The following is a 17863-nucleotide window of genomic DNA, read 5'->3' as shown; positions in this document are numbered from 1 at the left end:
CTGCGGTTCTGAACGGTCACCCTGTGCCTGCTTGCGCCTCGGCGCTTTCGTTCATCGACACCCTGTCGATGGCACGTGGCACCACCGACCTCATTCAGGCGCAGCGTGACTTCTTTGGGATGCACGGGTTTGAACGTATCGATGGCGGCGCAGGTCATCACGGCCCTTGGTGGGACTGACCGTCCTGCCTTTGTGCCGTAAATATCTCGGGGGTTAGGGGGCGGAGCCCCCTTGCGCCGCGCCAGCGGCGCCCCCTAAACACCTTATATGACACTTCCCATCGACTCCGCCCTGCCTGACCTGATCAACGCGCTCCGCGCCGAGGGGCGCGCCGTGCTACAGGCCCCTCCAGGCGCAGGTAAGACCACGCGGGTGCCATTGGCGCTGCTTGAGGCGTCTGTCACCGATGGCAAGATCATTATGCTCGAACCGCGTCGCCTTGCGGCTCGCGCCGCGGCGGAACGTTTGGCGGAACAGCTTGGTGAAAAGACGGGCCAGACGGTCGGTTACCGAATGCGCGGCGATAGTAAAGCGGGCAGCAGGATCGAAGTCGTCACCGAAGGCATCCTGACCCGCATGATTCAATCCGATCCTGAGCTTTCGGGTATTGGCGCGATCATCTTTGACGAATTTCACGAACGCAGCCTGAACGCTGACCTTGGCCTCGCGCTGACATGGGAAATTCGGCAAGCCCTGCGTGATGACCTGATCTTGGTCGTTATGTCCGCGACGCTGGATGCAGAGCCCGTCGCGCGATTGTTGGACAACGCGCCGATGATCACCTCAGAGGGGCGCGCATATCCCGTCGATCTGGTCTATTTGGAACGACCGCTCGACAAAACCCGCCGCCTTGAAATGGCAACTGCGGACCTGATCGTTGACGCTGTGGCCCAGACTGAGGGCGGCGTTTTGGTGTTTCTCCCTGGCGAAGGTGAAATCCGTCGGACAGAGGCCGCGTTGCAGGGGCGTTTGCCCAAAGGGTGCGAGGTGCGACCGCTCTATGGTGCGCTGCCCTTCGCCCAGCAACGCGCCGCGATTGCGCCTGTCTTAAGCGGGAGAAAGATTGTTCTCTCTACCTCTATCGCGGAAACCTCGCTGACGATTGAGGATATTCGCGTTGTCGTCGATGCGGGGCGTGCGCGGCGGTCGCGCTATGACCCGTCGTCTGGCATGGCGCGGCTTGTCACCGAACGCGTGTCCAAGGCCGAAGCGACCCAGCGTGCAGGCCGTGCGGGTCGCGTCGCTGCGGGCACCTGTTTCCGCCTCTGGACCAAAGGCGAAGACGGAGCATTGCAGGCCTTCCCTCCAGCAGAGATCGAAGCGACCGATTTGGCGGGTCTCGCCTTGGAAATGGCACTGTGGGGCGCCGCTGATCTACCGTTCCTGACCCCTCCGCCCGAAGGCACATTGGCCGAGGCGCAGGCGCTCTTGCATCAACTCGGCGCGTTGGACGCTGACGGTCGGATCACCGATCACGGCAGGCTCATCGCCGCGATGCCGCTGCACCCACGGCTCGCCCATATGCTGGCAGTTGCGGGTAAACAAGCAGCGCACTTAGCCGCGCTTTTGGCAGATCGCGATCCGATGATTGGCGGGCAAACGGACCTCATGTTGCGACTGCGTGCCATCCGAACCGGCGAAGGCAACGTGAACCGCAGCGTGCTGGATCGGATCAAGGTTGAGGCGAAACGCTTTGCCCAAATGGCTGAGGAAAAGCCCACGTTGTCACCCGCAGAGATGGCGGCCTTGGCCTATCCTGATCGTGTCGGCCTGCGGCGGTCGGGCGATGCACCGCGCTATATCCTGTCGGGAGGTAAAGGGGCCGTGATGCCTGATGGCGATGGCCTCGCTGGGCAACGATTGATCATAGCAACCGACCTCGACGGAAACCCGCGCGAGGCCAGAATCCGACAGGCCTTAGCCATTTCAGAGAGTGAACTCCGTGGCCTCTTTTCGGATCAGATCGCATGGACGGATGTGTGCGAATGGTCCAAACGGGATCGTCGGGTGAAAACGCGCCGTGTCGAGATGTTTGGCGCGCTCCCCCTTGATGATCGGCAGTGGTCCGAGGCCAGCGAAGACGCGATTGCCCGTGCGATGCTGGACGGCGTGCGTGACCTCGGCTTGCGGTTGGATGGGGCTGCGGCGCGGCTTTGTGCGCGGGTCGAATTGGTGCGTGCGGGCGGCGCTGACTTGCCCGCGATGGACACCGATAGCCTCATGGCAGGGCTAGAGGATTGGTTGCTGCCGCACCTAAACGGCGTCCGCTCTGCCGAGGATTGGAAGCGGTTCAATCCGCATGACGCCCTGCGCGGCATGCTGTCGTGGGACCAGTTGCAGGTCTTGGATCAGGCGGCCCCATCGCATTTTGAAACGCCGCTGGGGCGAAAAATCCCGATTGATTATGACGGGGAACATCCGCAGATCACATTGCGTTTGCAGGAAATGTTCGGTGTGACGCGCCATCCGACCGTTGGGAAAACGCCGCTGCGTGTCACGCTGCTCTCGCCGGGTCAAAAGCCCGTGCAGGTCACCATGGATATTCCGGGGTTCTGGGCCAATTCCTATGCCGACGTGCGCAAAGACATGCGCGGCCAATATCCCAAACACCCGTGGCCCGAAGATCCGACAACGGCTGACCCGACTTTGCGGGCCAAACCGCGCGCCCGTTAATCCCGAGCGCGCAGAACCGCACCGGGGTTCAAAATGCCCTGCGGGTCGAGCGCGTCTTTGATCGCACGCATCATCGAGAGTTTCATCGGATCGGAGTATTTCTCAAGGTCATCGACCTTGAGCCGTCCAATCCCGTGTTCTGCACTGACCGAACCATCGAATTTGTGAACCATGTCGTGGACAGTCGTTTTTATCGCGCCGCGCAGGTTTTCATAATCCGCGCGGGTTCGGCCTTGGGTTGGGAAAACGTTGAAGTGCAGGTTACCGTCGCCCAAATGGCCAAAGCAGTTGATGCGGAAATCACCGACCTGCGTGAGGGCCGCGGTGGCCTCAACGATGTAATCAGGGATTTTCGACAGCGGCACAGAGATGTCATGCGATGAGATCGACCCGATGCGGCGGTTTGCTTCGGGGATGTTTTCGCGGATTGCCCAAAACGCCTGACGCTGGGCCTCGGACTGGGCAATCACGCCGTCACTGACAAGATCGGCCTCGGATGCAGAGACAAACAGCGTTTCAAGCGCCTCTTGTGGCTGGAACCCAGCTGGCAAACCGAGGTCGATGAGGACGAACCATTCTGGCGTCTCGGCAAAGGGTTTCGCGACCTCTGGGCCGACCTCATCCAAAAATGCGATGCCCTGTTTACTCATCAGTTCAAAGGCCGAGATGCCTTCGCCGATTTGCGCCTGCGCCAGCGCCAAAAGGTCGAGCGCAGCCGCCGGCGACGGCACAACCATCAGCGCGGTGCCATGTGTCCCGGGTCGCGGGGACAGTTTCAGCGCAGCCCCTGTGATGATACCAAGGCTCCCCTCGGACCCGATCATCAGGTCACGTAGGTCATAGCCCGTGTTGTCTTTGCGCAGACGGGTCAGGCCGTTCCAGACCTCCCCGCTCGCCGTTACGACCTCAAGGCCTAGGACCTGAGCGCGGGCGTTGCCGTAACGCAGAACGTTCAAACCGCCCGCATTGGTACCAAGCAGCCCGCCAATCCGTGCCGATCCTTCAGAGGCGAGCGAGAGGGGGAACAGGCGTTCTACGCCCTCTGCGGCCGCCTGAACGTCCGCCAAAATGCAGCCCGCATCACAGACGAGCACGTTTTCAGTCGGGTAGATGTCACGAACACGGTTCATCCGCTCAAGGCTGAGGACAACAGGCACGGGGCCGTCTTCCATCAGCTGGCCGCCGACCAAACCAGTGCCGCCAGAGTAGGGGACAATGCCAATCTTATGTGCGGCGCAGAGTTTGACGATCTCAGAGACCTCTGCTGTGCTGGACGGCGCAACAACGACACCCGTCCCCATGAACCGCCCGCGCGGTTCACGCAGGTAGGGGTCCGTATCGTCCTTAATCTGCAGATCAGGGATGGCAGATTTTAGGAGGGAAACAAAAGTATCGTCAGCAGAGTTCAGCATTGGCCTAGATTTGCCTTACCGCGGCGATCCGCGCGGAGGTTTGCGTAAAGGACGTGGTTACGCCAGCGTCCGTTAATTTCGAGGTAACTTTGTGCGACGCCTTCGTATTTGTAACCGCAGCTTTCGAGCAAGCGGCGCGAGGGCGTGTTTTCGGGCAAACAGCCCGCTTCGATCCGGCTCAGGTCTAGTTCGACAAAGGCATAATGCACCAGTGCATCAATCGCTTCGCGCATATAGCCGTTGCGGGCGTAGCGTTGGCCGATCCAATAGCCTGCGGTGCCAGCCTGCGCAGGGCCACGGCGGATATTGTCGAGCGTGATCGCCCCGAGGAGCGCTTGATCCTCACGACGAATGAGGAACAGTGGCACGGCGGTGCCATTGGCGAGAGACCGTTGCGACCAATACACACGGTTGGTAAAGGCCTTGCGGCTCAGGTGGTCCTTGGACCATTCAGGTTCCCAAGGGGTCAGGAACTCGCGACTCTCTTGCCGAAGGTCTGCCCACTGGCGCCAGTCGCCATGATCTGGCAGCCGCAATGTCATGCGGTCTGTTTCCAGCCTGACCTTGCGACGCCGCCCCAGCATTACGCAGCGAGCCTTGATTTCAAGGTATCCAGATCGGGTGCGCTCTGCCCCGGGCCATAGATCGCCATCGCCATTTCGGCTTCACCTGCCATCTTGCCGGCAAATTCGCGCACGTCCTGAACAGACACGTTGTCGATCATCGCAACGGTTTCTTCGAGATCGATGATGCGGCCCTTGGAATAGAGCATGTGGACCAGACGTTCCGCACGGTTCGACGGCGTTTCCAGCCCCATCAACAGACCCGCTTTCATCTGAGCACGGGCACGAGCGACTTCGGCTTCGGACATGTCGTCCGCGGCACGCTTCATCTCGTCCATCGTGATCTGCGACAGCTGCGCGATGTCGTCTGCGGAGGTGCCCGCGTAGATCGTCATCATGCCGGTGTCGGCATAGGCGCCGGTCTGAGCAAAAATGGAATAGCAGAGGCCACGGTTTTCGCGGATTTCTTGGAACAGACGGCTGGAAATACCGCCGCCCAGAGCCGACGAGTAAATCTGTGCGGTAAAGATATCCCGACCGAGATAATCTGGACCTTCAAAGCCCAATGTGAAATGGACCTGCTCTAGCGCTTTCAACTCGCGCTTTTCGCCGCTGCGGAAGGTGGCTGGAACAACGGTCTGGAGGTTCGGGCGCGATTTCATGCCGCCAAAGATCGCCTCAGCCTGTTTAACGATCGCATCATGGTCCACGGCCCCAGCAGCCGACAGGATCATACGGTCGGGCGCGTAGTGTTCATCCATGAACCCTTGCAGGTCATGGTTTTGAAACGCCGACACACGTTCAGACGGACCTAGGATGGTGCGTCCAAGCGGCTGATCAGGATAAGCGGCCTCTTGCAGCCAATCAAAGACGATATCGTCGGGCGTGTCGTAGGACAGACCGATTTCTTGGAGGATCACACCGCGTTCGACATCCACGTCATGCGGATTGAACACAGGGTTCATCAAAATATCGCCGATAATGTCGAGCCCAAGCGTCACGTCCTCTTCGAGGACGCGCGCGTAATAGGCCGTCATTTCGCGGCTGGTGTAGGCGTTGATATAGCCGCCTACGTCTTCGATCTGTTCGGCAATCTGCAACGCGGTACGGTTCGTCGTTCCCTTGAACGCCATATGTTCAAGGAAATGCGCGATGCCGTTCTGTTCGATCCGTTCGTGGCGTCCACCTGCCAAAACCCAAACGCCGATAGAGGCGGATTTTAGGCTGGGCATGGCTTCGGTTACGATACGGAAGCCGTTGGATAGTGTGTGAGTGCGGATGGTCAACGCGCGCGACGCTCCCGAATGATAGCTTGCAGGGCGTCCATGTCGTTGGCGACGCGTGTGACCCGTTCATCACGGTCATACAGGTCTGCCATGCGCGGGGGAAGAGGTGGGCGAATACCGCTCGCTTTTTCCACGGCGTCTGGGAACTTTGCGGGATGCGCGGTCGCCAGAGTGATCATCGGGGTCGCGCCGAGGAAATCCTCTGCCACTTTTACGCCAACAGCCGAGTGCGGGCACAAGAGTTCACCCGACGCTTTGATCTGCGCACCGATGGTTTCGAGGGTTTCATCCTCGGACGCGCGGCCAGAGTTGAAGGTGTCTTTGAGCATGTCATAGGCGCCTTGGGAGATGGTGAATTCCCCTTTGTCCTTGAGGTCAGCCATCGCCTGAGCGGTCACTGCACCGTCGCGGCCATAGGCATCAAACAGCGCGCGTTCAAAGTTGGACGAGACCTGAATGTCCATCGACGGGCTGATCGAGGGGGTCACGCCCTCTTTCTTTTGAACGCCTGTTGCTAGCGTGCGGTGCAGGATGTCGTTTTGGTTGGTCGCGACGACCAAACGGTCGATGGGTAGGCCCATCTTCTTAGCGATATAGCCCGCGAAGATGTCACCGAAGTTGCCTGTGGGCACGGTGAAGGACACCTTGCGATGCGGTGCGCCGAGGCTCACTGCGGAGGAGAAGTAGTAAACGACTTGTGCCAGAACGCGACCCCAGTTGATCGAATTCACACCAGCGAGGTGGACCTCATCACGGAAATCAAAGTCGTTGAACATGTCCTTCAGCGCGGCCTGACAATCGTCAAAGTCGCCATCAACCGCCAGCGCGTGAACATTCGATTCCGATGGGGTGGTCATCTGGCGGCGCTGCACCTCAGAGACGCGGCCATGGGGGAACAGGATGAACACATCGACGTTGTCCAGACCACGGAATGCCTCAATCGCGGCAGAGCCTGTATCGCCCGAAGTCGCGCCAACGATAGTGATCCGCTTGCCCGAACGGGCCAGCGCGAATTGCATCATCTGACCGATCAGCTGCATCGCGAAGTCTTTGAACGCGAGGGTCGGGCCGTGGAACAGTTCCAGCAGGAAGTGGTTCGGCGCCAATTGCACCAGAGGCGCGCGAGCTTCGTGGCCAAACCCAGCATAAGCTTCTTCGATCAGACCTTTGAACTCTTCGTCGGTGAAGGTGTCGGCGACAAACGGCTTCATTACGGCAAAGGCGATCTCTTCGTAGGATTTGCCAGCCAGCGCAGCGATCTCGTCCTTGGTCATCGTTGGGACGGTTTCAGGGACATAGAGGCCGCCATCACGGGCAAGGCCAGTCATCATCGCCTCTTCGAACGTAAGGGCGGGGGCCTGTCCACGGGTCGAGATATAGCGCATCGGTCAGTCCTTCTTAGAATCTTTGGAGGAGCGGTAGAGGAAATACCCAGTCATTACAGCCCAAACAAAGGCCAACAGGAACCAAGTAATTGCATATTCGCGGTGATCATTTTTGATCCCCGCTGTGTTTACGGGAACGATGGTCACACGAGGGTCAGGCGCGGTCGTGGTGCGCAGGGCGACCATCAGGGGCTCGGTGCCCAATGCCTCTGCCATCGCAGCCGTGTCGCGGGCGAACCAGATATTCGCGTTAAGGTCAGGTGCAGGGGAGGTCGCCGCCGCATCGTCAGGCCAGAACAAGTTGCCCGTGATGGTCTGTTCGGTCAGCGCTGGTGCAATGTATTTTGCGTCCAGCGGCATCACGCCCATGTCGACCATTATCCGACGGTCATCATTCGTGACCCATGCCGAAATCACGCGATATCCTGTTCCCGCAGCAGAACCAGACGACAGAACATGGAGCTCTTGGCCGGTTGGCGTGCCCGTCAGCGTCACAGCGATATACTCGCCGTCGGCTTCGGTCGCGGTGGCGGGTAGGGGGATCGCAGGGGCCGCGATGCGGCTCTCCATCTCAGCTAGGAGTTCTTGCTTCCAGTCGAGCCGTTGCATCTGCCATATGCCGAGCGACAGCAGGACGGCCAAGCCACCCAAACCAAAGGTCAACAAAAAGAGAATTCGACGCATCCGAACGTCCTTTGTAAACGAAACCGCGCGAGGCAGTCCCCGCGCGGTCATTGTCCTGTCATGGGCGGCGGGTCAAGTCCCGCCTGCGCAAACCTTAGGCTTGGCCCCAGATGTAGACTGCTGCGAAGAGGAACAGCCATACAACGTCAACGAAGTGCCAGTACCAAGCTGCTGCTTCGAAGCCGACGTGCGATTCAGGTGAGAAGTGGCCACGAGTTGCACGGATCAAGCAGACGGTCAGGAAGATCGTACCGATGACGACGTGGAAACCGTGGAAGCCAGTTGCCATGAAGAAGGTGTTGTAGAACACGTCACCCGACAGCGACCAACCCATGTGCACGATCAGTTCGTAGTATTCATATACCTGAAGAATGGTGAAGAATACGCCGAGGATGATACCGATGGTCAGGCCTTGGATCAGGTCTTTGCGGTTGTTTTCGTGCACCAGCGCGTGGTGGGCCCAAGTCACAGCAGCACCCGAGCAGAGCAGGATCAGAGTGTTGATCAGCGGCAGGTGGAATGCATCAACCGGAACAATGGACGGCTCTACGTAGGACGTGCCTTCGTAGGTGAACATCGGGTACATTTGGGTTTTGAAGAACGCCCAGAACCATGCAGCGAAGAACATAACTTCGGACATGATGAACAGGATTACGCCATAGCGCAGACCAATGCGAACAACCGCAGTGTGGTCGCCAGCTTTGTTCTCTTTCACGGTGTCAGCCCACCATGCGCCTGCGGAGTAGAGCGACGCAACGAGGCCGATCAGGAACATCCAAGGCATGTCGTTCGCCATCCACATGACGGCGCCGAACAGCATGATGAAGGCCGCTACAGCCGAAGCGAACGGCCAGATCGACGGCGGAAGAATGTGGTAGTCGTGGTTCTTAGCGTGAGCCATGTCAGTGTTCCCTGCGGCTGGTCTTTAGTTAAGTTTTGTTTCGGCGGGTGCCGTATTGGACAGTGCTGCCGTATCTTGGTCCGGCAGCGGGATTTCAAAGAATGTATAGCTGAGCGTGATTGTATGCACGTATTTTGCGTCCCGATCGTCAACGATCGCGGGGTCTACAAAAAAGCTCACGGGCATGACCACGGTTTCGCCTGGCTGCAAAACCTGTTCGGTAAAGCAGAAACATTCGATCTTATCAAAGAAACCACCTGCCTCGTAGGGGACGACGTTATAGGTCGCCTGACCCGCAACGGGGCGGTTCGAGGTGTTGGTTGCTTCGTAATAGGCAAGCGCGGTTTGACCGATTTTCACGGTCATTTCGCGCTGAACGGGTTTGAACGACCACGGCAATGATGGATCGGTCGAGCTGTCGAAGCGGATTTTCATCTCGCGGTCGAGGATCACATCGCTTGCGGTTTCGACGACATTGGTCGCGCCGCCAAAGCCAGTGACCTTACAGAACCAGCTGTAAAACGGAACCGACGCCCAAGACAACGCACCCATGACGACCACAACTGTCACCAGTTGGAGCACCGTGCGTTTAGCGCCTTGAATGTTTGGGAACAATTTCACTGACCAGCCTCCGTTGTGGCAGGGGTGTCCATCGGCAGAAGAGCCGGACGCAAAACGTGGTCGTTGCTTTCGAACTTACGAGCGTCGCCCAGTTCGAGAACCTTCACAACGGTCAGGCCAAAGACCAAGCCAACGAATGCCAGCAGCACGATCAGCAGGCCGTAGTTACGGCCTTTGCGGCGAGTGTGAAGTTCGTGTTCAACGCGGATAGTCATTAGAAGCCACCAATCCCTTGAGTGCGCAGAGCTGCATCAATCATCAGGGCTGCAAAATGGAGGAACAAATAGGCAAGCGACACTTTGAACGCCGAACGTTCCGCAGCAAAGCTGTCTGCCTCTGCAGCCTCTTCGTCACGGCGCCATACGGCGTAGCATGCCTTGAGGAACCACAGGTTCATGATGATCGCGGTTGCGAGGTAAACCCAGCCGCCGATCGAAGTGAATACGATAGCCATCGACACAGGGATCAGCGCGATCATGTAACCCATGATGTGGTTGCGGGTGACACGGCGACCGTGTGTTTCGGTCAGCATCGGCACACCGGCGCGACCGTAGTCGGATTTAACAAAGATCGCCAGCGACCAGAAGTGCGGTGGGGTCCACATAAAGATCAGCGCGACCATCAGAACCGATTCGATGGTGATGCCGCCAGTCGCAACCGCCCAGCCGATCATTGGCGGCAGTGCACCAGAGAGACCACCGATCACGATGTTCTGCGGTGTCGAGCGTTTTAGCCAAATCGTGTAGACGACGGCGTAAAAGAAGATCGTGAACGCCAGCAGACCAGCGGCCAGCCAGTTCGACGCCAGACCCAAGAGCACAACCGAAAACCCGCTGAGCGCAAGGCCGATGGCCAGTGCTTCTTCGGGCTGAACGCGGCCCGAGGGGATCGGGCGGTTCGAAGTGCGCTTCATGATACGGTCAATGTCAGCATCCCACCACATGTTCAGCGCCGCCGAAGCGCCGCCGCCCACTGCGATGCACAAGATGCCAACAAAAGCGATGAAGGGGTGCACAGGCACAGGAGCCACGATCAGACCAACCAGCGCGGTAAACACCACGAGCGACATCACGCGGGGCTTCAGCAAAGCGATGTAATCGCCCATGCTGGCTTCGCGGGTGGTCTCTGGCAAGCTGGCGTCGGTCATTCGCGGCTCTTCTTACGAGGTAATGGGGTGAAGCGAAGGGCGGGAAATCCCGCCCGTTCGTGTTCTGTAGTCGGCAAGGACAGGCCCTGCCGCGCGGCGATTAGGCCGGGTACTCTTCTTTCGCTGCAGCCAGCCATTCGTCGTATGCTTCTTGGCTGACAACTTTCAGAGTGATCGGCATGTAAGCGTGGTCTTTGCCGCAGATTTCCGAACACTGGCCGAAGTAGATGCCTTCAACTTCAGGTGCGAACCACAGCTGTGCCAGACGACCAGGAACAGCGTCCTGTTTTACGCCCATTGCTGGCAGAGCGAAGGAGTGGATCACGTCCGCGCCAGTCACCTGCATTACGATAGTTGCACCAACCGGAACAACGATCGCGGTATCGGTAGCCAGAGCAAAGAGCGACGGATCGTAGCCGAAGTTCTCCATCAGAGCATCCATAGCTTCGTCGCGAACGAACGGAGCGATTTCCGGACCTTCGTAGCCCATCGGAACCGAAGACGGGTGACCGATCATGTAGCTGTCGAACGCAATGCCATCATCAACGTATTCGTAAGACCAGTACCACTGGTTTCCGGTGACCTTGATGGTGATGTCACCTTCAGGGAATTCCTGCTGTTTGAACAGGATCGGCAGCGAGAACGCACCGATGAACACCAGAATAACGATCGGAATAACGGTCCAAGCGATTTCGAGTGGCGAGTTGTGGGTGAAGGTCGCTGGTGTCGGGTTTGCGCGGCGGTTGTAGCGCACAATGACGATAGCCAGCAGAGCCACGACGAACAGGGTAATAACGGTGATGATCGCGAGGATCATACCGTCGAGCCACTGTAGGTCACGTGCGAGTTCGGACGCAGCAGGCTGGAAGCCCATGCCACCTGGTGTCGGCGCACCGATTACTTCAAGTTGTTGGTTCACTTCCTGCGCTTTCGCAGCAACGCCAGCCAGTGCAAGGCCAGCGGCAGCGGAAAGCTTGGAGACAAAATTGGTCAATCGCATCTTTAACCCTGTGCATTTAGGGGCACTGATGCCCCTCCCCTTAGTGTGGTACCCAAGAGAACAATCTCCGGAATCCCATTGTATCCAGCGTTGCATGTCCCATATCCTGCGACACAACTCAAGAACCACAAGGGCGGCATATTGTCCTTTTTTGACCTATGTCAAAGATAATATCACGAAAGTAAAATATGAAAACCGATCACTTCCGCCCCTTCGAAACCTCTCTGGATCAGGATCAAGCCCTTGTTTTGTTGCGTGAAGCGACTGCTGGGGCCGACGATGGAGAGCTTTTTCTCGAACGGCGTCGCGCGGAAGTTCTGACTTTAGACGATGGTCGCATCAAAACAGCCAGCTACGATTCTTCTGAGGGTTTCGGCCTCCGCGCCGTGCGGGGAGAGACGGCAGGCTACGCGCATTCGACAACAATCGACGAATCTTCGCTGAAAAGAGCGGTTGCGACGGCCCGTTTGGCTGTGGGTGACGGCGGCGGCACTTTGGCGGTCGGTCCAAAGCCTACCAACGTTAAATTATATAGTGACGTTGATCCTATCGCGCAGGCGACCTTTCCGGCGAAGATCGACGTGCTGAACGAAATTGATGCCTTTGCGCGTGATTTGGACAGTCGGGTAGTCCAAGTGACCGCAAGCCTTGCGGCCTCGCTGCAAGAGGTCGTGATTCTGCGGCCCGAAGGCACCATCGTTACCGACATTCGCCCCATGAGCCGCGTAAACGTCTCTGTCATCGTCGAGGATGCGAACGGTCGCCGCGAATCTGGGGGCCACGGTGGTGGTGGCCGCGAAGGGCTGATCGGTCTGATCTCTCGCGACCACTGGGAACCTGCCGTACGTGAGGCGCTGCGCGTTGCTCTGGTGAACCTCGAGGCCGAAGCGGCACCTGCGGGCGTGATGGATGTTGTCCTTGGGCCGGGTTGGCCGGGGGTTCTACTCCACGAGGCTGTCGGTCATGGCCTCGAAGGTGATTTTAACCGCAAAGGCACCAGCGCGTTTTCGGGGCGTGTCGGCCAGCAGGTCGCGGCCAAAGGCGTCACCGTTCTGGATGACGGCACCATTCCGGGTCGTCGCGGGTCGATCACCGTCGATGACGAAGGCACGCCGTCTGGCAAAAACGTCCTGATCGAGGACGGTATCCTCGTCGGCTACATGCAGGACCGTCAAAACGCGCGATTGATGGGCGTAGAGGCAACAGGAAACGGTCGCCGCGAAAGCTTTGCCCACCTGCCGATGCCGCGCATGACCAACACTTATATGTTAGGTGGCGACGCTGACCCCGCAGCGATCCTCGCCGATCTAAAGGACGGCATTTATGCTGTGGGCTTTGGCGGCGGTCAGGTGGATATCACCAACGGCAAGTTCGTGTTCTCTTGCACCGAAGCCTACCGCGTTAAGAACGGTGTGGTCGGCGCCCCTGTTAAAGGTGCGACCCTGATCGGCGACGGTCCGACCGCGATGGGCCAAATTCGCGCGATTGGTAACGACATGGCCCTCGACCCTGGTATCGGCAACTGCGGTAAGGCAGGTCAGTGGGTTCCCGTAGGTGTAGGACAACCAACGCTGATGATCGGCGGCCTGACGGTCGGCGGCGCGTCGTCTTAATAGGCACGGTCCGAAGTCGAGAAGAGGGGCGCGGGAACGTGCCCATTTCTGTATCGGCGCACGACACCGTTGGTGGGTTTTTTCCGTGGTACGGCGAATGGCCTCGGTCGTTTTGGCGCTGACATATTGGATAACTTTGCGCCTGTAATTCCAATCGGCATTTAAGCCCTAAAAATATCGCTCCATTTACGGCTTCTTAAGGTTGCGAGCGTATTCCGATCCTGCAGCAGATGGAGCACAGGATGACCGGAACCCCACGTTCTTCCACTCACCCCCCACTCCCACCCACCACGGAAGCCGACCGGTTTAACCGTCTCCGTCTGCTGCGATCTCGTCGGGTCGGTGTCGCGACATTTCACCGACTGATCGCGGAGCATGGTTCTGCCGAGGTCGCCCTAGAGGCTTTGCCAGAAGTCGCGCGCGCAGCGGGTGTCACCGATTACGCGATCTGTCCCGAAGGCGTCATTCACGCGGAACTCAAAGCCGCCCGCGCTGTCAAAGCGCGGATGCTGTGCCTCGGCGATCCAGACTATCCCGCGTCACTGGCTACATTAGACGACGCCCCACCGATCCTCTGGGCGGTTGGCGATACGTCCCTTTTGACTCGCCCGATGGTCGCGCTGGTCGGTGCCCGTAATGCGTCCTCATTGGGCACGCGGATGGCGCGGAAACTCGCGGCGGACTTATCGGCGGCAGGCTATGTCGTCGTGTCAGGCCTCGCCCGCGGTGTGGATGCTGCCGCGCATCATGCCGCGATTGAGGCGGGCACCGTTGCCGTATTGGGCGGCGGCGTTGATGTTATCTATCCCAACGAAAACGCCGAACTGTTTCATGCCATCGGCGCCAAAGGTCTGCGCCTGTCCGAACAACCAATCGGCTTGCAACCCCAAGCCCGTCATTTCCCCGCACGCAATCGCATCATCTCTGGCCTCAGTCGCGCCGTTGCCGTGGTTGAAGCGGCTGCGAAGTCGGGCAGTCTGATCACTGCTGAAAACGCTCTGGCCCAAGGGCGAGAGGTCTTTGCTGTTCCGGGGCATCCGTTTGATGGGCGGGCAGGGGGCTGCAACGCGCTGATCCGCGACGGTGCGACGTTGATCCGTGGGGCCGAGGACGTGATCGCGGGCCTGACGCCATTGGTGGAAGAAGCGCCCGAATTGCCTCTCGCCCCGATCCCGCAGCCCCAGCGCAGTTTTGAAGACAGCAAGGCCCTGCACAAGAAAATCCTGTCGCGCCTCGGGCCATCGCCAATCGCGGAGGATCAGTTGATCAGGGACATGAAGTCAGCGCCAAGCCTCATTGCGCCTGCGCTGATCGCTCTTGAACTAGACGGGGCGATCCAACGACATGTTGGCGGGTTGTTGTCGCGCCTTTAGTTGCAACCGTAGTCCAACAGGTCGCCCCAACCCGCGCAAATGTCCTTGCGTTGCCACCAAACGTCCGTCGCAAACGCGGCCCAGTCGTAGACCTTCCAGCCCGCTCCGCTGCGTTCATAGAACACATTTATATCGGTGTGGTCGTTCACACCGAACATGATGTCTTTGGCTGCGGGTGCGCGGGTTAGGTCAATTTGCCCACCGCCCGGTCGCTGCGCCGTCAGCCACGCATAAGCGTGATCGCCTTGAACAAGTAAGTCGTGCACCACGAACTCAACAGGTGCGCCAAACACGGACTCCGCATAGGGGCGGACTGTGTTCATCAGCTCAGATCTGAGGTTAGTTCCACGTTCTGGAGTAAAGATCTGCTCGGCCATCGCGCCAATCGGAAGAGCAACAAGTGCAGCCATCGTGACGAATTTGAAAGTCACCAAAATACCCTCCTAACCAATCAGACCTTAGTTTGAAGTTATTTTGACAGTGTCGCTATGACCTTGATCAAGGGTGAGAAATGGGTGCATTGACATTCCACTGCGATAGCACACATGTTGCCGCGCCATACGCAGAAGCCTTTTCTTACGGAGTTCCCATGCCAGTTGTTGTTGTCGAATCCCCGGCTAAAGCCAAGACAATCAACAAATATCTTGGATCGGACTACACGGTTTTGGCATCCTACGGTCACGTCCGCGACCTGCCTCCGAAAGACGGTTCTGTCGATACCGACGCCAATTTCGAGATGAAATGGGAAGTCGCGAATGATAGCAAAAAGCACGTTAAGGCGATTGCTGACGCGCTCAAGGACGACGACGTTCTTATTCTCGCAACCGACCCTGATCGCGAAGGCGAAGCCATCAGCTGGCACTTGCAAGAGACCCTGACCACGCGTCGCGCGATTAAGAAATCGACGACAGTGAGCCGCGTGACATTCAACGCGATCACCAAGAACGCCGTGACGGAAGCGATGAAAAACCCGCGTCAGGTCGACACCCATCTGGTTGAGGCCTATCTGGCCCGCCGTGCGCTGGACTATCTCGTTGGGTTTAACCTCTCGCCAGTTCTGTGGCGCAAGCTCCCCGGTTCTAAATCTGCAGGCCGCGTGCAGTCCGTTTGTCTGCGCCTGATCGTTGAACGCGAGATGGAGATTGAGGCCTTCAATCCCCAGGAATACTGGACCGTTAAGGCTGTTCTCGCGAACCCGCGCGGTCAGCAGTTCGAGGCGCGTCTGACATCGTTCGCAGGCAAAAAGCTCGACAAATTCGATATTTCGACGGCTGCACAGGCTGAACTGGCTGCCGCTGCGATTTCGAGCCGCGATCTGACGGTTCAGTCGGTTGAGGCAAAGCCCGCCAACCGTAATCCGTCCCCGCCGTTCATGACCTCAACGCTCCAGCAGGAAGCCTCGCGTAAGTTCGGTATGGGTGCTCGCCAAGCGATGAGCGCGGCCCAGCGTTTGTATGAGGCAGGTCTGATCACCTACATGCGTACCGACGGTATCGACATGGCACCTGAGGCGGTCATGGCCGCGCGTGATGCGATCAAAGAAAAGTTCGGCGAAAAATACCTGCCGTCCAGCCCGCGCATGTATAAAAACAAGGCGAAGAACGCGCAGGAAGCGCACGAATGTATCCGCCCGACGGATATGTTTATGTCGCCTGAAAAGGTCAAAATCTCGGATGCGGATCAGCAGAAGCTCTACGATCTGATCTATAAACGCACCATCGCGAGCCAGATGGCAGCCGCGCAAATGGAACGCACCACGGTCGATATTGCTTCGGCAGATGGTCAGGTCATCCTGCGTGCCACGGGTCAGGTCGTTCTGTTCGAAGGCTTCATCGCCGTCTACGAAGAAGGTCGCGACGACAGCGTTGTGGATGACGACGACAAACGTTTGCCGCTCCTCGCTGCTGGCGACAAAACCGATAAGAAAGAAGTTCTGCCAGAGCAGCACTTCACCCAGCCGCCGCCGCGTTATACCGAGGCGACTTTGGTTAAGAAGATGGAAGAGTTGGGGATTGGTCGCCCGTCCACCTATGCCTCTATCGTGACCACAATTCAGGACCGCGATTATGTGACCAAGGATAAAGGCCGCCTGATCCCGCAGGACAAAGGCCGTTTGGTCACCGTCTTCCTGTCGAACTACTTTAAAAAGTATGTGGAGTACGACTTTACAGCGAGCCTTGAGAACGAACTCGACGAGGTGTCGGCGGGCGAGGTGGATTACCACGACCTGCTGAAACGGTTCTGGAAAGACTTCTCGGCTGCGATCGCAGAAACGTCCGAACTTCGGATCACCGAGGTGCTTGATAAGATCAACGAGGTTCTCGAACCGCATCTCTTCCCAGCCAAAGAGGACGGCAGCGATCCGCGTGCTTGCCCGAACTGTGGCGCTGGGCGTCTGTCCATGCGGACGGCGCGCTCTGGTGGCGCGTTCATCGGCTGTTCGAACTACCCAGAATGCCGCTTTACCCGTCCGTTCGGCCCTCCGGGGATGGAGCAAACGGGCATCGGTCCTGACGGCAAATTGCTGGGTCACGATGATGGCGATCCGATCTCGCTCCGCGATGGTCGCTATGGTCCCTATGTCCAACGTGGTGAAGCCTCTGAGGATTTCCCGAAGCCCCCGCGTGCAAGCCTGCCCAAAGGCTGGACGACTGACTCAATCGACCTCGATAAGGCGCTGATGCTGCTGAACCTGCCGCGCGAAATCGGCCCGCACCCCGAAGATGGTGTTGTGGTCGAGGCAGGCATCGGTCGCTTTGGTCCGTTTGTGAAACACGGCACGACCTATGCGAACCTCAAAGAGGTCGATGAGGTCTTTGACATCGGTATGAACCGCGCCGTCGAAGTGCTCGCCCTGAAAAAGGCAGGTCGTGGTGGCCGCGAAGCCGCGAAACCGCTCAAGGAACTTGGTGATCACCCAGATGGTGGTGCTATGGCGGTCATGTCGGGGCGTTATGGTCCCTACATCAAATGGGAAAAAGTCAACGCGACCCTGCCCAAAGATGTAGACCCAGAGACGGTGACGGTCGAACAAGCGATTGAACTGGTGAACGAAAAAGCCGCGAAGTCTGGCAAGAAACGCAAGGCCCCCGCGAAAAAGGCTGCAGCGAAAAAGCCCGCCGCCAAGAAGGCCACAGCGAAAAAAGCGCCAGCGAAAAAAGCAGCTAGCGACGAATGACACAGAACGGCGGGCCAAGGCTCGCCG

The 17863-nt window shown here is 58.4% G+C and carries 16 protein-coding genes; 5 read left to right on the top strand and 11 right to left on the bottom strand.

The features are described from left to right. The first annotated feature begins 8 nt into the window (after nucleotides 1-8). Entirely contained in the window at nucleotides 9-179 is a 171-nt protein-coding gene (locus tag AC1QQ2_RS05155) for a hypothetical protein (protein WP_479712334.1), read from the top strand. A gap of 88 nt (nucleotides 180-267) precedes the next feature. Continuing rightward, the gene (gene hrpB, locus AC1QQ2_RS05150; RefSeq protein ID WP_479712328.1) at nucleotides 268-2673 is read left to right on the top strand and encodes an ATP-dependent helicase HrpB; all 2406 of its coding nucleotides are present in this window, start codon (nucleotides 268-270) and stop codon (nucleotides 2671-2673) included. Here hrpB and AC1QQ2_RS05145 read toward each other — a convergent pair. From AC1QQ2_RS05145 to coxB, 10 genes are all read right to left on the bottom strand, one after another. After that, nucleotides 2670-4085 carry an FAD-binding oxidoreductase gene (locus AC1QQ2_RS05145; RefSeq protein ID WP_479712327.1) on the bottom strand — a complete coding sequence of 472 codons (1416 nt, stop codon included), beginning with the start codon at nucleotides 4083-4085 and terminating at the stop codon, nucleotides 2670-2672. The two genes, hrpB and AC1QQ2_RS05145, sit on opposite strands and share 4 nt — an antisense overlap. After that, nucleotides 4079-4669, bottom strand: coding sequence for a GNAT family N-acetyltransferase (locus AC1QQ2_RS05140; RefSeq protein ID WP_067550767.1), 591 nt, complete (start codon nucleotides 4667-4669; stop codon nucleotides 4079-4081). Before AC1QQ2_RS05140 ends, AC1QQ2_RS05145 begins: the two co-directional genes overlap by 7 nt. Next, nucleotides 4669-5934: a M16 family metallopeptidase gene (locus tag AC1QQ2_RS05135; protein ID WP_479712326.1), complete on the bottom strand. Its 1266-nt coding sequence runs from the start codon at nucleotides 5932-5934 to the stop codon at nucleotides 4669-4671. The genes AC1QQ2_RS05140 and AC1QQ2_RS05135 overlap by 1 nt, the downstream gene beginning before the upstream one ends. Next, nucleotides 5931-7319: a threonine synthase gene (gene thrC, locus AC1QQ2_RS05130; protein ID WP_479712325.1), complete on the bottom strand. Its 1389-nt coding sequence runs from the start codon at nucleotides 7317-7319 to the stop codon at nucleotides 5931-5933. The genes AC1QQ2_RS05135 and thrC overlap by 4 nt, the downstream gene beginning before the upstream one ends. A gap of 3 nt (nucleotides 7320-7322) precedes the next feature. Next, on the bottom strand, nucleotides 7323-8003 hold the full coding sequence (locus AC1QQ2_RS05125; protein ID WP_479712324.1) for an SURF1 family protein: 681 nt from the start codon (nucleotides 8001-8003) through the stop codon (nucleotides 7323-7325). A 94-nt stretch (nucleotides 8004-8097) separates the two neighbouring features. Continuing rightward, a complete protein-coding gene (locus AC1QQ2_RS05120; RefSeq protein WP_479712323.1) occupies nucleotides 8098-8904 on the bottom strand; it encodes a cytochrome c oxidase subunit 3 in 807 nt (268 codons plus the stop codon). Between the two features lie 24 nt (nucleotides 8905-8928). After that, a complete protein-coding gene (locus tag AC1QQ2_RS05115; protein ID WP_479712322.1) occupies nucleotides 8929-9525 on the bottom strand; it encodes a cytochrome c oxidase assembly protein in 597 nt (198 codons plus the stop codon). Beyond that, nucleotides 9522-9740, bottom strand: coding sequence for a hypothetical protein (locus tag AC1QQ2_RS05110; protein WP_105234226.1), 219 nt, complete (start codon nucleotides 9738-9740; stop codon nucleotides 9522-9524). The genes AC1QQ2_RS05115 and AC1QQ2_RS05110 overlap by 4 nt, the downstream gene beginning before the upstream one ends. After that, nucleotides 9740-10672 (bottom strand): heme o synthase, encoded by a 933-nt coding sequence (cyoE, locus tag AC1QQ2_RS05105; RefSeq protein WP_105234227.1) that lies wholly within the window; start codon nucleotides 10670-10672, stop codon nucleotides 9740-9742. The genes AC1QQ2_RS05110 and cyoE overlap by 1 nt, the downstream gene beginning before the upstream one ends. A 100-nt stretch (nucleotides 10673-10772) precedes the next feature. Continuing rightward, on the bottom strand, nucleotides 10773-11672 hold the full coding sequence (gene coxB, locus AC1QQ2_RS05100) for a cytochrome c oxidase subunit II (RefSeq protein WP_105234228.1): 900 nt from the start codon (nucleotides 11670-11672) through the stop codon (nucleotides 10773-10775). A gap of 188 nt (nucleotides 11673-11860) precedes the next feature. Here coxB and tldD point away from each other — a divergent pair, with 188 nt between their 5' ends. Then, a complete protein-coding gene (gene tldD / locus AC1QQ2_RS05095; protein ID WP_479712321.1) occupies nucleotides 11861-13285 on the top strand; it encodes a metalloprotease TldD in 1425 nt (474 codons plus the stop codon). 242 nt (nucleotides 13286-13527) lie between these two features. Beyond that, nucleotides 13528-14658: a DNA-processing protein DprA gene (gene dprA, locus AC1QQ2_RS05090; RefSeq protein WP_479712320.1), complete on the top strand. Its 1131-nt coding sequence runs from the start codon at nucleotides 13528-13530 to the stop codon at nucleotides 14656-14658. Here the strand turns inward: dprA and AC1QQ2_RS05085 are convergent. Next, a complete protein-coding gene (locus tag AC1QQ2_RS05085) occupies nucleotides 14655-15089 on the bottom strand; it encodes a hypothetical protein (RefSeq protein WP_479712319.1) in 435 nt (144 codons plus the stop codon). The two genes, dprA and AC1QQ2_RS05085, sit on opposite strands and share 4 nt — an antisense overlap. A gap of 158 nt (nucleotides 15090-15247) precedes the next feature. Here AC1QQ2_RS05085 and topA point away from each other — a divergent pair, with 158 nt between their 5' ends. Continuing rightward, the gene (topA, locus tag AC1QQ2_RS05080; RefSeq protein ID WP_479712318.1) at nucleotides 15248-17836 is read left to right on the top strand and encodes a type I DNA topoisomerase; all 2589 of its coding nucleotides are present in this window, start codon (nucleotides 15248-15250) and stop codon (nucleotides 17834-17836) included. The last annotated feature ends 27 nt before the right edge of the window (nucleotides 17837-17863 follow it).

This window comes from Aestuarium sp., assembly GCF_023253315.1.
Lineage (GTDB): Bacteria > Pseudomonadota > Alphaproteobacteria > Rhodobacterales > Rhodobacteraceae > Marivivens > Marivivens donghaensis.
The sequence above is the reverse complement of the archived record's forward strand: the minus strand, read 5'-3'. Positions and strand labels throughout refer to the sequence as shown.